Source organism: uncultured Pontibacter sp. (genome assembly GCF_947502515.1).
Taxonomy (GTDB): domain Bacteria; phylum Bacteroidota; class Bacteroidia; order Cytophagales; family Hymenobacteraceae; genus Pontibacter.
In genome coordinates this window covers 17462-36363 of sequence record NZ_CANNAI010000003.1, presented here as the reverse complement: position 1 = coordinate 36363, position 18902 = coordinate 17462, and the positions used below count along the sequence as shown (strand labels likewise).

At 51.9% G+C, this 18902-nt stretch carries 16 protein-coding genes and 1 riboswitch; of the genes, 7 read left to right on the top strand and 9 right to left on the bottom strand.

The features are described from left to right. Nucleotides 1-362 precede the first annotated feature (362 nt). The 3 genes from Q1A54_RS09260 (at nt 363) to Q1A54_RS09250 (ending at nt 4824) form a co-directional block, all read left to right on the top strand. Nucleotides 363-2894 carry a PIG-L family deacetylase gene (locus Q1A54_RS09260; RefSeq protein ID WP_299986987.1) on the top strand — a complete coding sequence of 844 codons (2532 nt, stop codon included), beginning with the start codon at nt 363-365 and terminating at the stop codon, nt 2892-2894. Between the two features lie 86 nt (nt 2895-2980). Beyond that, nucleotides 2981-3124 (top strand): hypothetical protein, encoded by a 144-nt coding sequence (locus Q1A54_RS09255; protein WP_192811680.1) that lies wholly within the window; start codon nt 2981-2983, stop codon nt 3122-3124. Then, entirely contained in the window at nt 3121-4824 is a 1704-nt protein-coding gene (locus tag Q1A54_RS09250; RefSeq protein WP_299986985.1) for a sodium:solute symporter, read from the top strand. The genes Q1A54_RS09255 and Q1A54_RS09250 overlap by 4 nt, the downstream gene beginning before the upstream one ends. Before the next feature lie 440 nt (nt 4825-5264). On the opposite strand, the gene Q1A54_RS09245 is transcribed toward Q1A54_RS09250, so the two are convergent. Both Q1A54_RS09245 and Q1A54_RS09240 read right to left on the bottom strand, forming a co-directional pair. Beyond that, nucleotides 5265-6182, bottom strand: coding sequence for a bifunctional 2-polyprenyl-6-hydroxyphenol methylase/3-demethylubiquinol 3-O-methyltransferase UbiG (locus Q1A54_RS09245; protein ID WP_196118561.1), 918 nt, complete (start codon nt 6180-6182; stop codon nt 5265-5267). A gap of 82 nt (nt 6183-6264) precedes the next feature. Beyond that, on the bottom strand, nt 6265-7143 hold the full coding sequence (locus Q1A54_RS09240; protein WP_196118564.1) for a DUF2911 domain-containing protein: 879 nt from the start codon (nt 7141-7143) through the stop codon (nt 6265-6267). Nucleotides 7144-7316: 173 nt separating this feature from the next. Beyond that, nucleotides 7317-7421: riboswitch (TPP riboswitch) on the top strand. A 75-nt stretch (nt 7422-7496) separates the two neighbouring features. On the opposite strand from Q1A54_RS09240, the gene Q1A54_RS09235 reads away from it, so the two are divergent. Genes Q1A54_RS09235 through Q1A54_RS09220 form a run of 4 tightly spaced genes read left to right on the top strand, consistent with a single transcriptional unit; the run spans nt 7497 to nt 10193 of the window. After that, entirely contained in the window at nt 7497-8222 is a 726-nt protein-coding gene (locus Q1A54_RS09235; protein ID WP_196118567.1) for a methyltransferase domain-containing protein, read from the top strand. Beyond that, entirely contained in the window at nt 8219-9283 is a 1065-nt protein-coding gene (locus Q1A54_RS09230) for an AIR synthase-related protein (RefSeq protein ID WP_299986980.1), read from the top strand. The genes Q1A54_RS09235 and Q1A54_RS09230 overlap by 4 nt, the downstream gene beginning before the upstream one ends. Beyond that, nucleotides 9280-9930, top strand: a complete 651-nt coding sequence (locus tag Q1A54_RS09225) for a thiamine phosphate synthase (RefSeq protein ID WP_299986979.1) — start codon at nt 9280-9282, stop codon at nt 9928-9930. The genes Q1A54_RS09230 and Q1A54_RS09225 overlap by 4 nt, the downstream gene beginning before the upstream one ends. Then, the gene (locus tag Q1A54_RS09220) at nt 9927-10193 is read left to right on the top strand and encodes a Trm112 family protein (protein ID WP_299986978.1); all 267 of its coding nucleotides are present in this window, start codon (nt 9927-9929) and stop codon (nt 10191-10193) included. Before Q1A54_RS09225 ends, Q1A54_RS09220 begins: the two co-directional genes overlap by 4 nt. A 22-nt stretch (nt 10194-10215) precedes the next feature. On the opposite strand, the gene Q1A54_RS09215 is transcribed toward Q1A54_RS09220, so the two are convergent. The 7 genes from Q1A54_RS09215 to Q1A54_RS09185 all read right to left on the bottom strand — a co-directional run bounded on the left by Q1A54_RS09215 (nt 10216) and on the right by Q1A54_RS09185 (nt 18881). Continuing rightward, entirely contained in the window at nt 10216-10740 is a 525-nt protein-coding gene (locus tag Q1A54_RS09215; RefSeq protein WP_299986977.1) for a hypothetical protein, read from the bottom strand. Nucleotides 10741-10901: 161 nt separating this feature from the next. Continuing rightward, entirely contained in the window at nt 10902-12722 is a 1821-nt protein-coding gene (locus Q1A54_RS09210; RefSeq protein ID WP_299986975.1) for an ABC transporter ATP-binding protein, read from the bottom strand. A 303-nt stretch (nt 12723-13025) separates the two neighbouring features. After that, nucleotides 13026-14495, bottom strand: coding sequence for a sodium:solute symporter (locus tag Q1A54_RS09205; RefSeq protein WP_299986973.1), 1470 nt, complete (start codon nt 14493-14495; stop codon nt 13026-13028). A 52-nt stretch (nt 14496-14547) separates the two neighbouring features. Next, nucleotides 14548-15564, bottom strand: coding sequence for an MBL fold metallo-hydrolase (locus tag Q1A54_RS09200; RefSeq protein WP_299986971.1), 1017 nt, complete (start codon nt 15562-15564; stop codon nt 14548-14550). A gap of 160 nt (nt 15565-15724) precedes the next feature. After that, nucleotides 15725-16375, bottom strand: a complete 651-nt coding sequence (locus Q1A54_RS09195) for a hypothetical protein (RefSeq protein WP_299986969.1) — start codon at nt 16373-16375, stop codon at nt 15725-15727. Nucleotides 16376-16548: 173 nt separating this feature from the next. Continuing rightward, the gene (locus tag Q1A54_RS09190) at nt 16549-17043 is read right to left on the bottom strand and encodes a hypothetical protein (RefSeq protein ID WP_299986967.1); all 495 of its coding nucleotides are present in this window, start codon (nt 17041-17043) and stop codon (nt 16549-16551) included. A gap of 2 nt (nt 17044-17045) precedes the next feature. Further along, a complete protein-coding gene (locus Q1A54_RS09185; protein WP_299986965.1) occupies nt 17046-18881 on the bottom strand; it encodes a PDZ domain-containing protein in 1836 nt (611 codons plus the stop codon). Nucleotides 18882-18902: the final 21 nt, after the last annotated feature.

The following is an 18902-nucleotide window of genomic DNA, read 5'->3' as shown; positions in this document are numbered from 1 at the left end:
CTACCCAGTAATACTGACGAGCCTTAGGCAGGATGCGGTAAGTGTCTTCCACTTTTTTACAAATATAGGAAGCGTAAAATATAAAGCTAATAATTTGATTATTTTTTTGTAAAATTTGCTTTAACCTATAGTGTTCTTGGCTAAGTCCTGACTAGTCATATTACAAGACTATATCGCCTGAATTAGAACCATTAAGTAACAGGCTGTTTTAAGTGCAAAAAAAATGTACCAATTGTTATATGTCGGGTTGGAACGACTTTCTGTCTTGTATAAACAGACAAAACTGGTTAGGCTGACACAATTTTTTTAGATTTACAGCATGGTGATGAAGGTTCACTTTCACTGCTTCTTTAACTAAAACCATGAAAAAAAGTTTTTCGCTCTTTTTTGTCTTGTTCTCGCTGCTATCTGCAGGGGCACTTAAGGCGCAGTCACCTGCCAAACCTCACGCAGCCGAGCTACTGCAGGATATTAAAAAGCTGAACGTGCTGGGCACTGTGCTGTATGTGGCGGCGCACCCCGACGATGAAAATACCCGCTTTATCGCCTACCTGTCTAACGAGAAGCTCTACAACACCGGCTACCTGTCGGTGACCCGCGGTGATGGCGGACAGAACCTCATCGGGCCAGAGATCCGGGAGGGGCTGGGTCTTATCCGCACGCAGGAGTTGCTGCAGGCCCGTCGCACGGATGGAGGGCAGCAGTTTTTTACCCGCGCCAACGACTTTGGCTTTTCAAAAAATCCGGAAGAGACCTTTGCGACCTGGGATAAGGAGAAGGTGCTGCACGATGTGGTATGGGCGATTCGCAAATTCAGACCTGATGTGATCATTACCCGCTTCTCTCCCCGTCCATCTGAAACGCATGGGCATCACACTGCTTCGGCCATGCTGGCCAATGAAGCGTTTGAAGCAGCTGCTGACCCAAAGCGCTTTCCTGAGCAGCTCAAGCACGTGCAGGCATGGCAGGCCAAGCGGGTGCTTTGGAATACCGGCGTATGGTCCTTCCGCAGCCAGAAAGAGTTTGAGGATTATGGTTCACAACTGCTTAAAGTGGATGTGGGTGGCTATAACCCGCTGTTGGGCAAGTCCTATCCGGAGATCGCCGCGCTAAGCCGCAGTATGCACAAGAGCCAGGGCTTCGGTTCGACAGGTACACGTGGTGTTACGATAGAATATCTGGAGCATACCAAAGGTGAACGAGCTAAAGAAGAGTTGTTTGAAGATATAAACACCAGCTGGAGCCGCGTGAAAGGCAGCGAAAAAGTAGCAGCCCTGTTGCAGCAGGCGGTGGCGGAGTTTAAGCCGGAGCAGCCCGCGGCCGTAGTGCCAACCTTGCTGGCAGCCCGAAAAGAGTTGACAAAACTGCCTGATAGCTATTGGAAGCGCCGCAAGACGCAGGAACTGGAGCAGGTGGTGAAGCATAGCCTGGGTCTATACTTGGAGGCAGTGGCTACGGAATATGCCGTGACACCGGGTGAGCACCTGAACATGCAACTGGAAGCCATCAACCGATCGGCTATACCTGTGCAACTGGTGAGTATGCGTCCTTCCTTCGCCGCCAAAGACAGCACCCTGGATAAAACACTTGCTTCGAACGAGGGGCATCTTATCCCTTTCAAAATACAGATTCCGGCTTCAGTACCGCTCTCGCAGCCTTACTGGCTACGGCAGGAGGGAACGCTGGGCCTGTTCCGGATAGATGATCTGCAGGAAATCGGTGCCCCCGAAAATCAACCGGCAGCTGAGGTACAAATGAACCTGCTGATCAGCGGAGAGCCTTTCCGCTATACCGTGCCGGTGGTGTACAAGCGCAACGACCCCGTGGATGGGGAGCAGTACAGACCGCTCGCTATTACGCCCCCCGTGTTTGTGAACATCTCCGAGAAAGTGCTGATGTTCGCCTCGCAGGAGCCTAAGCCAGTGCACGTGCTGGTGAAATCGGGTAAGGCAGGTATAAAAGGCAACCTGGCACTGCAACTCCCGAAAGGCTGGCGAGCAGAGCCGGCGCAAGTGGCTTTTGAGCTGGAGCAGAATGGAGCAGAGCAGCTGGTGCGCTTTATGGTGCATCCATCCAAAGGGCAGCAGGAAGTGGAGCTTAAAGCCGTGGCCACTGTAGCAGGCAAGCCTTATACCCGCGGACTCAACGTGATTCAGTATAGCCACATCCCGACGCAGACTACCTTCCCGGAGGCTGTGACTAAAGCTGTGCGGCTTGACCTGAAGCGCAACGGGGAGCAGATCGCTTACCTGATGGGTGCCGGCGACGACATTCCTGCGAGTCTGCAACAAATCGGGTATAACGTGACTTTGCTCAAAGACGAGGATATTACAGACCAGAATTTAAAGCGCTTCGATGCGGTGATACTGGGGGTTCGGGCCTATAATACGGTGGAGCGCATGAACTTTTACCAGCCGCGCCTGCTCAACTACGTGCAACAAGGCGGTACGGTCATCGTGCAGTATAACACTGGGCATAGTCTCAAGACGAACAATATTGCCCCTTATCCTTTGAAAATCTCAAGCCAGCGGGTAACGGTAGAAGATGCCGAGGTACGTTTCCTGAAGCCGAATCACCAGGCGCTGAACAGCCCGAACAAGATCACTAAAAAGGATTTTGAGGGCTGGGTACAGGAACGCGGCTTATACTTCCCGAGCGAATGGAGCAAAGAGTTTGAAGCGATCCTTTCGAGCAACGATCCGGGTGAGCCCGCCCGCGACGGAGGCCTTTTGATTGCCCGCTATGGCAAAGGACACTTTGTGTATACCGGCTACTCCTGGTTCCGGCAACTGCCTGCCGGTGTGCCTGGTGCCTACCGTATCTTCACCAACCTGATCTCCCTCGGCAATGGGCACGGCAACCAGGGGAGCAGCGCAGAAAGTGCTGTTAAATAAAAGGAGCCATTCAAAATCTGCAGTTCAAGATACCCAGTGAGTAGTCCTGTGCTTTTTGTTACAAAGACTACTGTCTAAAGAAAACCATGAAAGAAACCGATAGCAAGCCTAACGAGGAGCTAGACAAGCCGCCTTTTTTTGAGAGCTGGAAAAGTATGTACTGGCTGGTGCTGGGCAATCTAGCTTTCCTGATCACCCTGTTTTACATCATCACCCGCATCTATTCATGAGGCTGCTTGACTGGATTGTACTGCTCGGCACGCTGGGCTTTATTGTGAGCTACGGCGTCTGGAAAACCCGCGGCAGCAAGGATATTGAGGGCTACCTCAAAGGTGACAACAGCATGAAATGGTGGACCATCGGTTTGTCCATCATGGCGACACAGGCTAGTGCTATTACTTTCCTTTCCACGCCGGGTCAGGCCTATGAAGACGGGATGCGCTTCGTGCAGTTCTACTTTGGCCTGCCGATTGCCATGGTTATCATCTCGATCACGGTTATCCCGATCTTTTACCGACTCAAGGTATACACCGCCTACGAGTACCTCGAAAGCCGCTTCGACCTGAAAACCCGCTCGCTGGCTGCTCTGCTCTTTCTGGTGCAGCGCGGATTGGCAGCCGGTATCACGATCTACGCTCCCGCTATCATCCTGTCTACCATACTGGGCTGGAATTTAACAGTAACCAACCTGCTGATCGGTATACTCGTGATCATCTATACTGTGTCGGGTGGTACCAAAGCGGTGAGCGTTACACAGAAACAGCAAATGGCTGTGATGATGGGCGGTATGCTGGTAGCCGGTTTTATGGTGGTGCACTACCTGCCTGAGAGCGTGTCTTTTGGTGATGCTGTGGCTGTGGCAGGTAAGATGGGCAAAATGAACGTAGTGGACTTCTCCTTCGACTGGAACGACAGGTATAATTTCTGGTCTGGTTTAACAGGGGGGCTTTTCCTGTCGCTTTCCTACTTCGGCACCGACCAAAGCCAGGTGGCCCGTTATCTGGGAGGCAAATCGGTAGGGGAGAGTCGGCTGGGGCTGCTGTTCAATGGCTTGCTCAAGATACCGATGCAGTTTATCATCCTGTTTATCGGCGTAATGGTGTTTGTGTTCTACCAATTCAACCAGCCGCCGCTCTTCTTCAACGAAGCCGCTAAAGACAAGGTGTACGCCACCGAGTTTGCCCCGGAAATGGAAGCACTTGAAGCGCAGCACACCACCTTGTTCAACCAAAAACAGGAAGCGGTGCACGGTTTGGTCGCCGCGCTACGCACCGACGATGAAAGTGCCATTGCTGCTGCCCAAGCTGAGGTGCAAGGTATAACCGATGCCTCCAAGGCGGTACGCACCGAGGTGAAGTCGCTGATTGCCAAAGCCACGCCTGATGCTGAGACCAAGGATACAGACTATGTGTTCATCTCCTTTGTAATGAAATACCTGCCCGCCGGACTGGTGGGTTTGCTGCTGGCTGTGATCTTCTCAGCTGCCATGTCCTCCACGGCCTCCGAGCTCAATGCGCTGGCCTCCACTACGGTAGTAGACATCTACAAGCGCTCTGTCAAAAAGGACAAAGACAACTTCCACTACCTGCGGGCCTCCCGCCTTTTCACCGCAGCCTGGGGTACGCTAGCAATTATTTTCGCAACCTACGCCTCCCTGCTCGACAACCTGATCCAGGCTGTTAACATTATCGGCTCGATTTTCTATGGCACTATACTGGGCATCTTCCTGGTGGCCTTCTATGTGAAGTTCATCAAAGGGCACGCCGTGTTCATTGCCGCACTGCTAGCTGAAGCAGTAGTGCTGTACTGCCACTTCTACACCGATATTGCCTTCCTCTGGTTCAATGTGATTGGCTGTGTTGCAGTAGTGGTATTCGGAGCGATCCTTCAGTTCTTTATAGGCCAGAAGGATGACAGATTGTATGCGTAATACAGATTACTCTTTTGAGGACTAATTATTGGGGCAGCGTAATTGCGAAAGAATCAGGCTAATTCAGCTAAATGAGATAAACCACTGGCAGGTATAGTAAGACTAACTCGCACGCTGGCTATGAAACAAGCAGCATTGCCATGTGCGCTTTGCGGCGCTCCACTGTTGGGGGTGAAGGGGGGCCCCTGTCAGGAGCGTTCAGCGAGTGGGGTAGGGGCCCTCGATTTTTTCTTTATCGAGGGCCCCTACCCCCATCAAGGAAAAAAGTGAGGCCCGCCTGGCCAAGGCGAAAAGGTGCCCGCCGCACAGGCGAAGCGATAAACAGTATCATTTGCTATACCTGCAATAGCCGCAGCTATACTTATACCTGGGCCAGAGGCCCCACTATACCCGACACAAGCGAGGACGCTCGCGCCATAACACCAATTATCAGGTATAAGTTAATATCGCGGCTTCTGCCCCGCCACAATATAAACCAGGCTACCGCCAGCTGATACATACTCTTCATTCAGCAGCCTTTGCTTAAGCGCAATCTTGTTGTAAAGCAGCCGTTGCCAATAAGCGTCAAACTTGTCTTTGTCGCCGCCGCCCGCCATAAAGTAATTCAGGTTATCCTGGTAGTCATAGCCCATAGAGTCGGAGTCGATCCACTGCAGCATCTGTTCTACACGCAGCATCTTCTCCTGCGTATCGTAAGGCGGAATGATCGAGAGGGCTTTGTCGGAAATCCACACCTTGATGTTTTCGAGACCCGCTTTCAGGTATAAGTCAGGTATAACGTCGCCGAGTGAGTTAAAACCCTCGCCGAGCCTTTTCTTGCCCTTCTCGATGCGCAGCTTTATTTCCAGCACTTCGAGGGTGCTTTCCACATCAAAATCCGTTTCGCCGTAGCGGTCGAACATCAGGTTGGGCACGAGGTTGTTCGGTTCCAGCGCCAGCACCCAGCCGCCCGGCTTTGTAATCCGGATCATCTCATCGATCACCTGTCTCGGGTCTTTCACATGGATCAGCAAGGTCTGGCAGAGGGTAATGTCCGCCAGGTTGTCGGGTAGGGGAATGTTGGAGGCGTTGCCCACCCGGAAGTCGTAGGAGATGTCATTGTGCAGGTAGATGCTTTGGGCTTTCTGCTTCGCTTCCTCGATGTACTCCGGCTCAAAATCGATGCCGTATACCTTGGCGCCCGGTGGCATGTGCCGCGAGAACATAAAGCCCATCATGCCTTTGCCGCAACCGATATCCACCAGCGAGCCGGTATAGTCCAGGTGCAACCGGTGAGCAAGCAGCTCCAGGTAATCGTCGTTCCACCAATATTCACGGGCCGGACCCAGGTGATCTTCTGAATGTTTTTTCTCTTCCAACAGGTATAGATTATTAGGTATGCTAAAAAAGTAAGCCCCTGCCAGAGCAGAGGCTTTCGGTAGTGAGTAGGCAGCTAGGTGCTTACTTCATTTTCTTCCACTCAGCTATGGCTTTTTCATTCATACGCACATAGTCATCGTTGTTTGCCTTTTTGGCCAGCTCGATTGATTGCTCAGCAGTTTTTACGGCGCCTTTGTAGTCTTTCAGCTTGGCCTGCATCTTGGCCTGAGCGTGCAGGTTCCAGAACCTTGGCTCGTTGGCGTTGGCTTTTTTCATCCATTCCAATGCCTGCTTCATGTCTTTGTTATTATCGGCGTAATAGTTGGCGGCGGCTGCATACAGGCTAGGCGACACATCCTTACCATTCAGCACTCGCTCCTGAATCTGGGCCATTACTTTGCTGTCTACTTCAGCTTCAATGGTGAAGCTGACAACTGTCTTGTCCCACAGAATTTCCAGGTCAGCAGCATTCGCTTTCAGATTTGCGAAGTTGATGGTGAAAGTTTCAACGGTTCTAGGGTTGGTCTGTGGCTTCACGGTGAAGCGCAGCTGATCGTTTTCCTGCTTATACTGAGCTACGTTTCCACCAAGTTTGGTGTCTTTGTACAAAATGACAGTCCACTCGTTCTGATTCGGAATGGTTAGCAGCGCATACTCACCGGCAGGCACTTTTTTGCCCTGGATGGTTACGTCGTCGCTGAAATTAAGCGTGGTAGAGTTGTTGGCTCCTGTGCGCCATACCTTACCGAAAGGAACAATGTCGCCGCCGTATACTGAGCGGCCTTTCATAGATGGGCGGGAATAGGTTACGGTTACCTTGCTAAGGCCTACTTCCTGCGTCACGCTGGAAAGCGGGCTAGCTGCCGGCATGGCTATACCTTGTTGCTGGGCCTGAACTGTCACGGCTGTACCGCCTAGCAGCGCCGCTGACATAAGCATGCTGAATAAGATCTTTTTCATGGTTTTATATTTATTTCAAAGGGGTTTCAGGAGGTAATATTACAGAAAATCCCGCAATTAAACCAGTGGATTCTGCAGGGTAAATGGCGGCTGGCATTGCTACAAACTGCTTGCATGCAAAAAAAGTTTTGCCCTGAGCTGAGTTTCTTTTCTGATTATATTCTGTACCTTCGCCTATGTACACGGGGTGCTTGGCAGTGTAACAGCTGCCCGGCTGAGATGATACCCGCTACCTGATCTGGATAATGCCAGCGTAGGAAATGTAACCGATTTTAGCGCCTGAGTGAGGTGCTGCCCTTTATTCCTATCTGCTTTGTACAGTCAGGCTATTTTATAACCCTAAAATACCTGCTGTGAGTAATCTGCAACAACAAAAATTTGACCTGGTAACACGCGACCTGCGCAAGTGGCAGGGCCGTGAGGAGTGGTTTTTTAACCGTGATCACACCGACACCTATGAACTGTGGTACGAAGGCCGCTATAAGCGTGCTGAGGTATGGCAGAAGAAAGTGATCGGGCAGCTGATCAAGAAAGACGAGCGCGTCAAGACCCTGCTGGAGTTTGGCTGCGGCACTACCCGCTTCACCCGCTGGTGGAAAGAGATCGGCATTGAGGCCAGCGGTGGCGACATCTCGCCCTTCATGCTGGGGCAGGGCGTGCACCTGTTCGACGGCGATCTGGTGCTGGCCGACTCGCATCACATGCCTTTTAAAGACCACACCTTTCATGCCCTGGCATTCATTACTACTTTTGAGTACTACAAAGATCCGGTCAAGGTAATCCGGGAGGCGGCCCGTGTGGGTAAATATGGCATTGTGTTCGGCATGATGAACCGCAACTCTCCCAAAGTGGTGAGAAGGAGGGTACAGGAGATGTTCGGCAAGAACCCTTTCTACGTGACGGCCACCTTTTATACGCCAAGCAAACTGAAGGCTGTAATAGCCGAAGCCCTGCACGACAGAGACTATACCATTGAGTGGAACGCTACTGGGTTGCCTGAATGGTTTCCGGTGCAGCAGTGGCAGCAACCCTATGGAGATTTCTTCGGGATGTATGTGTGCTTAAATGATGTGATATGAGCGCCTTCGAAGACAAATCTGGAAAGGTAGCCGCCGGCACGTTTAAAGACGTGCTGCTACCACAAAGCGGGGCACAACGGGAAGAGGTGCAGGTAGGCCCACAGTTCGGCGTCGACACTGCTGTCATCAACCTGGGCAACAACCTGGGAATGGCAGTTTCCAGCGATCCGCTTTCGCTTATACCTTCTATCGGGCTTCAAGAATCAGCCTGGCTATCAGTGCACCTGCTGGCGAATGACATGGCCTCTACTGGTTTTGCACCTATGTATGCGCAATTCGTTCTAAACCTGCCTACGAGCCTGTCGCTGGAGTCATTCAAAGAATACTGGCATTATATCCATCAATACTGTCAGGACATTGGCGTTGCCATTACCGGCGGACACACAGGGCAGATTGAGGGGCAGAATTCCACCATTTCTGGCGGCGGCACCATGTTTCTGACGGCTCCATTGAGTGAAATACTTACGAGCAACAAGGCGGAGCCCGGCGACCTGCTGATCGTGACAAAGGATACCGCCCTGGTATCTACCTCCATCCTGGCCATGAGTTTTCCGGAGACGGTTAAGAACAAACTCGGCAAGGAGGTATGGGAGAAGAGCTGTGAAAACTTTTACCGCACCTCATCGCTGCCCGATGCCCTAGCCGCAAAAGAGGTCCTGCCCAGCAAAACAGACCTGAAAGCCATGCACGACGTGACCGAAGGCGGCGTGCTGGGCGCTATCTGCGAGATGGCGGGCGCCTCTGGGTGTGGTTTCCGGGTTTATGATGATACCCTGCCGGTGGGGGAAGCGCAAAGGCAAATTGCAGCACTTTTTGATATCGATCACCGCTTCAGTGTGGGGGCTGGCTCTATGCTCATGGCCGTGAAGCCGGGCAATGAGCAGCAAATAATCGACCACCTTGCTTCTAAGGCTATCAGAGCAACGGTGGTAGGAGAAATGACAGCCAAGGAAGATGGATTCACGATAGTGGAACATGATAAAGAAAAGCCACTTCTCTTCGATGGCAAAGACCCTTACTGGGAGGCTTTCTTTAAAGCGTACAAGGCTGGTTGGCTATGAGCAGGTATAAGAAAATTACCGGAGGCGTATACTTGGTGCTGGACCCCAGCTTGGACCGTATCCTGCTGCTGCAGAAGGTAAAAGAAGCTTTGGAAGGAGGTACAAACGTACTGCAGATCTGGAATAACTGGCCAGCAGGCTATACCGATTCAGACAAGCGCTTGCTCATACAGGACTTAGTGGCTGTTGCCGCCGCATATCAGGTACCGGTTCTCATAAACGAGGAATGGCAGCTGTTAAAAGATACAGGTCTGGCTGGTATTCATTTTGACAGCGTCCCTTCGGATTTTGAAACATTGAAGGCTGAACTGAACAGGGGCTTTGTATGCGGTGTTACCTGCAGCAACGACCTGGAGGTAATTCGCTGGGCTGACAAGCACCAACTGGACTATGTATCTTTCTGCGCCGTTTTCCCCTCGCCTTCAGCAGGAAGCTGCGAGATCGTACAGCCTGCTACGATCCGGGAGGCCAGAAAGATCACCCGAATGCCTCTCTTTCTGTCCGGGGGCATCACCACAGAAAATATAGACAAACTTCGGGAGCTGGACTTCAATGGGGTGGCGGTGATTTCAGGTATACTGAACGCTGCTTCAGCCAGAGAGTCCGCTGCTGCCTACAAGCAAGCACTTAACAAAAATAACGTATGAGACTTTCATTTTTAGATAAACTGTGCTGTCCCGTGGACAAGCACGAACTGACATTGCAAATCTTTGCGCAGCAGGAAAATGGGGATATAATAGAAGGGTTGCTCACCTGTCCTACCTGCAAAAGGTACTATCCTATTGTATATGGTTTACCAATCATGACACCGGACGAGTACCGTGAAAAGGCGCTGGAGGAACCGATCCTGAAGAAGTGGGGGCTATCACTCGACGAGACAGAGAAGCAAACGTTTTTGCTGAAAGCCTAAACCGCTTGCATGTGGCTATACCCTAAAAACTTCGCCCTACACTGAAGCCAAAGCGGGGAATGAAAGCGGGGCCTGGTGATTTGGTATTGCTTTCTGTAGACAGGAAGGGAGTAAATCCAACTCGCACCACGAGCCCGCCTGTAGGATTCTGATACCGGAAACCGATGCGACTGAAGTACATGTTGCGCAAAAGGTCAGGCTCGTTGGTGAAGCGGCGGGTATAGCCCAGCCCGAATTCAAAGTGCTTTTGAAAGCGACCGATCATACCGAGCGCCTCAACAGGCACCACCGGATAAAATCCGGGTTCTTCCTCCGAGAAGAACAGGTTACTTGCTATACCTATCCTGAGAGCGGCCTTCACCATAGACTTCTGATACACGATGCGGTCGTAGTTAACTGAGAGCAAGTCCCCATTACCGCCTAATTCACCATAAACTGCATTACGCGCCCTAAAAGTGTCACGGTAATTCTGGGCCGAAGCCGAATAGCTAAGTACAAGCAACAAGCAAAAGAGAAAGGCTCGGGTGAAAGCGCTATTTAAGTGCATAAGAAGGTTTAGGAGCGACTGGCGCAAGCATAGATTATAATACTCCGCAAATTAGTAATTTATTGGGATATATTAATGTTGAATTATGGGGAAGCTTCAAAAACTGAGGCCCTGTCAGTTAAACACTAACAGGGCCTCAGTTACCTTAAATGCAGAAAACTTTAGCTCATTTCAAACTGTAGCCTGAGCAGATTCGCATAAATCCCGTTGTCATTGAGCGACAGTACCTCGTGCGAGCCTTCTTCTACAATCTCCCCGCCATCAATCACCAAAATCTTATCCACCTTGCGAATCGTTGCCAGGCGGTGTGCGATCACGATGGTCGTGCGGTTCTTCATCAGTTCGTCCATGGCCTGCTGCACCAAATGTTCTGACTCTGAGTCGAGGGAACTGGTCGCTTCGTCGAGCACAAGGATAGCCGGGTTTTTCAGGATGGCGCGGGCAATGGCCACACGCTGGCGCTGACCGCCGGAGAGTTTGATGCCACGCTCGCCCACCAGTGTATCCAGCCCTTCCGGGAAAGACGAGATAAAGTCGTAGGCATTGGCCTTGCGGGCTGCTGCTATGATTTCTTCTTCTGTCGCTTCCGGACGACCGTAAGCAATGTTCTCACGGATAGAGCCACCGAAGAGCAACACTTCCTGCGGCACGATGCCCACATTGGCACGCAGCTCTGTCAGGCTCATATGGCGGATATCCTGTCCATCGACAGTAATGCTGCCCTGGCTCACGTCATAAAGACGAAGCAAGAGCTGTACAATGGTGGACTTACCGGCACCACTCGGTCCAACCAGTGCAATCTTTTCACCTGAGTTGATGCTAAAGTTAATGTCGCGGAGTACCTGAATGTCGGGACGGGTAGGGTAGGAGAAAGCCACCTGGTTGTAGCTGATATCACCGCGCACCCGTCTGATTTCGCTCAGTGGACGCAGGGTCTTATCAGTTGATTCTTCTGGCTCAGCCAAAATCTCTTGTATGCGCTCGGTCGCACCTAAGGCCGATTGAATTTTGCCATAAAGCTCACCCAAACCACCCACAGAGGCGCCGATGAACACGGTATAAATGATAAAGGAAATCAACTCACCAATGGTCAGGTCGCCGTTCTGTACCAGTGTAGCACCGTACCAGATCACCAGAATGATGCCGCCAAACAGGCCTACGATCACAAAGGAGATGAAAGCACCACGATAATTCGCCGCCGAAAGCGCTGCCTTCACAGCTTTGCTAAGCGAATGTTGGTAACGACCGATCTCGAAGTTTTCGTTTGTATAGGCTTTCACCGTGTTGATCGCCTGTAGCGTTTCTTCCACAATCACGTTGGTGTTAGCCAGTTCGTCCTGTGTTTTCTTGGAAAGGCTTTTGATCTTACGTCCGAAAACGAGCGTGAGCGCTACCAGTACCGGGAAAGTCGCCAGCATGAACATCGAGAGCTTGATAGAAGTCCACATGATGATGATGATACCCACCAAAAGCGTTGTGATCTGGCGGAAAAGCTCAGCCAGCGTAATGGACATGGCATCCTGTACCTGCGCTACGTCAGTAGTAATGCGGCTGGTAATCTCGCCTACGCGCCTTTTTTCATAAAACGGGATCGGCAGCATCATGAACTTGCTGTAAAGGTCACGACGGATGTCGGCCACGGCATTTTCGCTCACCTGCGCAAAGAAGTATACCCGGAAAAAAGAGAAGATGCCCTGCGCCAAAATCACGGCGAAAAGGCCAAGGGCAATCATGTCGATGTCTTCGAGGAACCAGTCGGCGTTGCCGGTAGAGGAGTCAACCAGCTTACCTGTGAGGAGCGGGAAGATCATAAAAGTCAGGCTGGAGAGTACCAGAAAGCCCAGACCGACCAGGAATTTAAACTTGTAGGGTAGTACGTAGCTAAAGATCCTGATGCCGCGACGAAAGCTGTCTTTGCTGATCTTCTTTCTGCCTTCTTTCTCCTGCGTGCCGTCGTTTAGCCCGATTCCGCGTTTTGCCATTAATGAAATCTATACTTAATAATAGGGGTTGCTGGCTTATAACAGCTAAACAGCGCTAATAATGCCACCGGCCCCAAAAATCTTACAAAGGTAAGTAAAGTATGGGATATTGTGTCGTCTTGCAGCGGGTTTACATAAAAGTGTAGCCAAGGGGTGTAGGGACAGGTCGCGACCTGTCCGCGCGATAGGCTGAGCAATGGAACAGAAAGATCGGTATGCCAAAGGTAGATCTTGTTTGAAGATTCACATAAACTGCAAGGGGATGTTAACCGGTGCACGATTAGGACAGGTCGCGACCTGTCCCTACAGGTTTGTTTCTTCCAGTTCTAGTTTCGTAATCTTTATTGACACAGCCCACAACCCCACAAAGGTCAAAAATCCGTTCAAAATTAGCACTTCAAAGCCGAAGGTATAGCCGTTGAACCACTCGGCGGAGTTGGCGCTGATGATGTAGGTGAGCATGGGAGCTACAAGGCAGATGGCCGGCACAAAACGGTCACGTACCTGGCGGCGGGTATAGAGACCGAAGGTATAGAGGCCCAGCAGTGGCCCGTAGGTATAGCCTGCCACCTGCAGCAGGGTTGAGATCAGGCTTTGGCTGTTAATCTCATTTACAGCTAGGATCACCAGCATCATCACAACTGAAAAGCCAATGTGCACGATGTAACGCAGTCGCACACGCTCGTGCTCGCTGCGCTCTTTGAAGTTGAGGAAGTCTACACAGAATGAGGTGGTGAGCGAGGTGAGGGCGGAGTCAGCGGAGGCGTAGGCGATGGCGATGATGCCCAGAATGAAGGCGATACCGACTACAGCGGGGAAATGGTTCAGTGCTAGGAAAGGGAACACATCATCGCCTCGTGCAGGTAGCGCTATACCTTTAGAAGAGGCGTACAGGTATAGCAAAGCACCCAGCGACAGGAACATCACATTTACGACCACCAATATCACACTGAACCAAAACATGTTCTTTTGGGCTTCGCCAATGTTTTTGCAGCTCAGGTTCTTCTGCATCATATCCTGGTCGAGGCCCGTCATCACGATCGTGATAAAAGCGCCCGAGAAGAACTGCTTCAGGAAATAGGTGTTATCCTTGTACTCCCAGTTAAAGACCTTGCCATATTCACTGGCCGAAATCGTGTCAACCATCCCCTGAAAACCCATATTCAGTTCATCCGACACTACCCAAATGCTCACTCCAACTGCCAGTAGCATGGCCGTGGTCTGGAAAGTGTCGGTCCAGATGATGGTTTTCATGCCGCCCCGGAAGGTATAGGCCCAAATGAGTAGAATGGTGATGCCCACCGTCACCGCGAAAGGAATGCCCATCTCATTAAATACCGCTAGCTGCAGCACACTGGCTACCAGAAAAAGGCGAATGGCGGCTCCCAAGGTACGCGAAAGTAGAAAGAAGCCAGCCCCGGTTTTGTAAGACCAGAAGCCAAAACGCTGGTCCAGGTAGGTATAGATGGAGACTAAGTTGAGACGGTAGTAGAGTGGCAGAAGCACCGTCGCAATGACCACATAGCCTGCCAGGTAGCCCAGCACGAGTTGCATGTAGGTAAACTGCAGGTCGCGTACCATGCCCGGCACCGAAACGAACGTAACCCCCGAAAGGGTGGCCCCGATCATCCCGAAAGCCACTACATACCAAGGCGATTTGCGGTTGGCCAGAAAAAAGGTGTCGGAATCAGTGCTCTTGCCCGTCAGGAAAGAGATCAGGATCAGGATGCAGAAATAGCCAATGATGAGGCTGATGATAAGCGTTGCAGACATGTGGGTTGCCGTCGTGAAGCTGCAAATATAGTACTGCCCGCCGGTTTTTGGGCTATAGCAGCTCGCGCAACAGCACCGGCTCCCCGATAGCAGGTATACGCAAGCCCTGCATCATGCCCGACGCGGCTATCTGCTCAAGTAGTCGCACCGGTTCACCGGCCGGCTCGTCCGATAGGTCGAAGGTGCCGTAGTGCATCGGGATAAACGTGCCGCCCCGCAATACATTATAGGCCCGCACTGCTTCATGCGGATTCAGGTGACTCTTCTGCATCAGGAAACTCGGACGGTAGGCACCCACCGGCATCAGGCAGACATCCATCGGGCCAAAGAGCGCCTCTATTTCCTCAAAGTGCCCGTTATAGCCTGTGTCGCCAGCAAAGTAGAGTTGCATGGTAGGCGTCTTGATCAGGAAGCTTCCCCAAAGCACCTTGTTCATGTCAAACATGCCACGTCGATGCCAGTGCGAGGCTGGCAGAAAGTAAATCTCTATACCTTGCGGGGTAAGGTCGAACTTTTGATACCAACCTGCTTCCTGGTAGGGCATGTGCGGCTCTGCGCTGCGCAGCAAATCACCTGCCCGCAGCGGCAGCAGCGCCTTTAGGTCAGGGTTTTGGCGGTACAGGGTTTTAATGGATCGCTCGTCGAGGTGGTCGCGGTGGCCGTGCGAGAACAGCACCAGGTCTATACCTGTCAGTTGCTCCGGCGCACAGGGCAGTCCGATGCGGCGCTTGATCATGGGCAGGTCATAGAATACAGGATCTGTGATCATGGTCAGTCCGTTTATCCGGATAAGGAAGGTAGCATGCCCCAGCCAGACTACCATATCTTCTGTGGAGTTGATGAAGTCGGTGCCATAGACGATGGGTGGAATATAATTGTCGGCTTTTTTCTCTTCCCGCTGCGGATTACGGGAAGTTTTCCAGCGCAGCACTTTGCTCAGTTTAGGAGTATAGAGCTCGCCGCCGTTCACAAACTGTCCGTTAATGGTCTTATTGCCGCGGAAATCTGGCTTCACCACGTCAAGTTTGTCGTTTTTCAGATGTCTTACTGTTTCGTTCTTCTGCCTCAAAATCTGAATAAGCTTGTTTTCAGGGATTATAAACACGATAACGCACCCGAAAGTTGAAACGTGTGCGGAAAATTAATTAAAATACGTCAGCAGGCATAAAAAAGCACCTTCTCCATTCAGAAAAGGCGCTCTTGATTTTCTTAGGCTATGCAGGAAGCTGTTACCAGAATCCGCCACCTCTCCCCACAGATACCGGGTGCTGGAAAGGACCATAGAAAGGAGAAGCACCATTGGAGTAGCGCATGGCGCCCGTCACAGAAAAGTGCTCCGTAATTTTATAGGTTGCCCGGAAGTCCATCCCCTGACGGCCCAGTGTCATAAAGTTCATGTATGCCGGGTTCTGGGCCGGAACATTCGAAAAGTCTTTCCAGACGCTGCCACTTAGCATCAGGCGGTCGTTTACCAGGTAATCGGCACCCACATGGGCAATGTAATGGTTGCTTGGACTGGTGCGCATCAAAGTGGTGCCTCCGTCTGTAGTAGGCACGCTGTACTGTCCCGGCATCACCGACATATAAGTCAGGCTGCTGAACACACGCAGGCGCGGATTAAGCTGATAGCGAACGGTCGGCTCGAGGTATGTGGCGCCAAAACCGCTGCCAAAGCTGGCGCCAGCGGCCAAACTATAACTGAGGCGCTTTGCAGGCATCTCAAATTTCGTCGGCCGCTCCTCTTCAGAAACCAGGGCTGGTTTTTCCTGCAGGGTAGGGGCCGGCGCGGCTTCCAGACTGGCTTTCTGGCCTGTCTGTGCCTGGACGCTACCTGCAAAAAGCAGGCTGCAGGTCAGTATGGTACTCAAAAATATTTTCACGTGAAAAATCGCTGTTGAATGTGGTACTAAGTTAAGGTACAAATGCTTCTGAAACAAACCTGTGTCTATTTCCAAACGATGTCCTAAGTCTTTTGTTGTCAGTGGCTATACCTGCTGTCTGAGCCCTGCACCAAGAAACCTGTTTACCTGCTCAATTGCTTTTATCAGAAGACTTACTTCTGGTCTTTCTTAGGTATAAGCCTGCCCGAAAAGGCCAGCCAGAAGCTGGAACCCAGCAGAATCAGGTAGTTCAAGGTATAGATGGTTGCAACCGAATTAGAAACCAGTCTGCCGGGAGCAAAAAGGATGCCCTTTATCATCCCGTTGTCTAACAAACCGGCCAGGGCAAAAACGATGGCGATGACCAAAATAAGTCCTGCATGCTGCAAACCCAGTTTCTTGCGCCTGATGGCGATAAAGGAAAGCACCACACCAAACAGTGCCCCGGCATAGGGAGCTCCCTGTAGCACCAGCTTGAATCTGTCGATGCGGACATTGCTCACGCCATACCTGGAGGCGCTTTCCTCAAAGGCTTGTAAGTTGTCTTTTTCCAGGTATAGCTCAGCCAGCGGCATATCATAGATGTAACCCAGCGCGACGAAGGCGTAGGAAGTGAGCAGCACAATCAGCCCATAGAGCAGCAGGACTTTAAAGTCTATACCTTGCATACCTATTTTGCTTTGGTACTGAGCCAGGCTTCCCGGAAAGTTTGCATGGCAGGCGTTAACTCTTTGCCAGCCGCTTCAAAAGGTACAACCTCCAGCGTAGGGGCCTCTACCATAATAAGTGTTGCATTCTGGGTTGTTCCATTGCTCAAAAAGGTGACCGGCACGCTGTGGGCTGGCTTCAAACGTTTCATGATCTTTTCCATTTCCTTGGCGCTGGTTACTTTCTTCCCGTCCAAGGTCAGGATCACATCGCCACGGTTTATGCCGGCTTTGTAAAGCGGTGAAGTAACCGTGGTGCCGGTCAGCAGTTTCGCCCCATCCTTGCTGTATTCCAGTGTGGCAGGTCCCATGCTAGCTCTTCCCGGGTTGGCTTTCCGCAATTGCAGACCAGCCTCGGCCAGGAGCTCAGCGTAGTCCGGCAATTCGCTGCCGTATACCTGACGTTTGAAAAAATCAGCGGCCCAGGCGGTATCTTTTGTCACTTCGGCCAGCGTCTGCTCCAGGTCGCGCAAGGTATAGGGCTTCTCCGGACTACCGTATTTCTGCCAGAGCGCCTGCATGTAGGTATCCAGGGTAGTGTTGAAGTCGCGACGCAGGGTCAGGTCCAGTCCCAGGCCCAGCACACTGCCATAGGTATAGTAGGAAATGAAGGTGTTGTGACGGTTATGCGGGTCCACGGAGCGGGCGGCATCCACGAAAGGGGCCTGCAGGCTCATCTCCACCAGGCTGTGGTAGTGGCGGCCCGGTGAGAGCAGCACATAGTTCAGGTCGCCTGCCAGGTCGCTGCTATACTTTTTCAGATCGAAGATGCCCGCGCGTCGCATGGTCAGGTCGCCGTAGTAGGTGGTAAAGCCCTCGGCCAGCCACAGGGCCTCCGACATGTTGGCTTCCTGAAAATCAAAAGGCTCCAGACTGGCAGGGCGCAGGCGCTCCACATTCCAGGCATGGAAAAACTCATGAGAAACCGTGTTGAGCAGCGGATTTATGGAGGTAAGCAGCGGCCTTGAACTGGTCAGGATGGTGGAGTTGCGGTGTTCCATGCCATCGCCCATCGCCTGCGGCATGTAGCAGGCAATGAAGGTATAGCGGCCAAAGTCGAAATCGGGCAACTTCCCGAAAACAGCCTGCTGCTCCGCCACGATCTTTTTGGTGCTCGCCACATAGTTGTCGAATGCCGTTTGAGGACCCTGGTGGTGCATGGCCACTTGTATGGTCTTGCTTTTGCCGCCTTCCTGTACCTGCCATTCCGCAAAGGCAAAGTCACTCAACTCCGTCGGGCTGTCCATCAGGTACTGAAAGTTTGGTGCCTGGAAAGTAGAGTCGTTCAGAGGCTGCAACTGCGTGGCTATTTTCCAGTTACGGCCCTGCGGTGTGCGGAAAGTTACACGAGCTGGTGCCTGCTCAAAGCCGCGAGCATACATAAGCGTAGCGGGCATATTCAGGTGCGCATGTGTCTCGTCGATACCAGTATAAGTGCCATCGGCGTGGTCGCCAAACAAGGTATAGCTCAGGGTGACCTCTCCCTGGTGACCGCTTACATGCCACTCGTGCGGACTAAAGCGGTTGACACGCAATTCCTGTCCTTTGCTGTCGGTGGCTTTGACGCTGTATACGTTTTTGGCAAACTCGTGCAAAGCGTATCGGCCCGGCGAACTGCGCGGCATGAGCACCTGCAGGGTGTCGCTTTTTATACCTGTAAACGTCACGCTGATCTGTGCCTCGTGGTGCACGGCGTTCGGGAAGGAGAGGTGGTAGCGCACTTGCTGCTCCTGTGCCAGCAGCGGCGTGAGCGTCAGCGACAAGGCAGCACACAGGGCGCCAAAAAGTCTCGTGGACATAAGGGAGTGTTTGGTTCGAAA

Bases quoted from the DNA above. Each gene is read 5' to 3' on its own strand.
- Q1A54_RS09220 (WP_299986978.1), top strand. From the start codon at position 9,927: ATGAGACTTTCATTTTTAGATAAACTGTGCTGTCCCGTGGACAAGCAC.
- Q1A54_RS09205 (WP_299986973.1), bottom strand. From the start codon at position 14,495: ATGTCTGCAACGCTTATCATCAGCCTCATCATTGGCTATTTCTGCATC.
- Q1A54_RS09240 (WP_196118564.1), bottom strand. From the start codon at position 7,143: ATGAAAAAGATCTTATTCAGCATGCTTATGTCAGCGGCGCTGCTAGGC.
- Q1A54_RS09225 (WP_299986979.1), top strand. From the start codon at position 9,280: ATGAGCAGGTATAAGAAAATTACCGGAGGCGTATACTTGGTGCTGGAC.
- Q1A54_RS09250 (WP_299986985.1), top strand. From the start codon at position 3,121: ATGAGGCTGCTTGACTGGATTGTACTGCTCGGCACGCTGGGCTTTATT.
- Q1A54_RS09185 (WP_299986965.1), bottom strand. From the start codon at position 18,881: ATGTCCACGAGACTTTTTGGCGCCCTGTGTGCTGCCTTGTCGCTGACG.
- Q1A54_RS09255 (WP_192811680.1), top strand. From the start codon at position 2,981: ATGAAAGAAACCGATAGCAAGCCTAACGAGGAGCTAGACAAGCCGCCT.
- Q1A54_RS09190 (WP_299986967.1), bottom strand. From the start codon at position 17,043: ATGCAAGGTATAGACTTTAAAGTCCTGCTGCTCTATGGGCTGATTGTG.
- Q1A54_RS09230 (WP_299986980.1), top strand. From the start codon at position 8,219: ATGAGCGCCTTCGAAGACAAATCTGGAAAGGTAGCCGCCGGCACGTTT.
- Q1A54_RS09215 (WP_299986977.1), bottom strand. From the start codon at position 10,740: ATGCACTTAAATAGCGCTTTCACCCGAGCCTTTCTCTTTTGCTTGTTG.
- Q1A54_RS09260 (WP_299986987.1), top strand. From the start codon at position 363: ATGAAAAAAAGTTTTTCGCTCTTTTTTGTCTTGTTCTCGCTGCTATCT.
- Q1A54_RS09210 (WP_299986975.1), bottom strand. From the start codon at position 12,722: ATGGCAAAACGCGGAATCGGGCTAAACGACGGCACGCAGGAGAAAGAA.